This is a genomic window from Streptacidiphilus sp. ASG 303 (genome assembly GCF_020991365.1).
Classification (GTDB): domain Bacteria; phylum Actinomycetota; class Actinomycetes; order Streptomycetales; family Streptomycetaceae; genus Peterkaempfera.
Genome location: NZ_JAJLRA010000173.1, coordinates 1 through 287, shown reverse-complemented (window position 1 = coordinate 287; position 287 = coordinate 1). Strand labels below are relative to the sequence as shown.

1 protein-coding gene is annotated in these 287 nt (G+C 84.7%); it reads left to right on the top strand.

The genetic code is table 11. From position 1 onward, the window contains the following. Window positions 1-287 (top strand): hypothetical protein (locus LO771_RS30390; protein WP_230748383.1); only part of this gene is annotated, 287 nt, incomplete at both ends.

Here is a 287-nt window from a genome sequence, read left to right as displayed (position 1 = left end):
GCGGTGGCGGAGGACGGGGGCTCCGGGCTGCCGGACACCGTGGAGGACCTGACGGACGCCGTGGAGCAGGCGGCGGACCGGCTGGGGCGGCGCAGGACGCTGCGGGCCGCCGCGGCGGTGGTGGGCGCCGCCGGCGTCGGGGCCACCGTCGTGCGGATCGTGGCCGCCCGCCGCCACCCGTGGCGCACCCGGCTGCCCGGCCTGCTGCACTGCCGGGGGACCGGCGGGGCGGGGCGGGAGGGACCGGACCCGCGGGCGCACGCCGGGGGCGGGCGGGACCCCCGCCC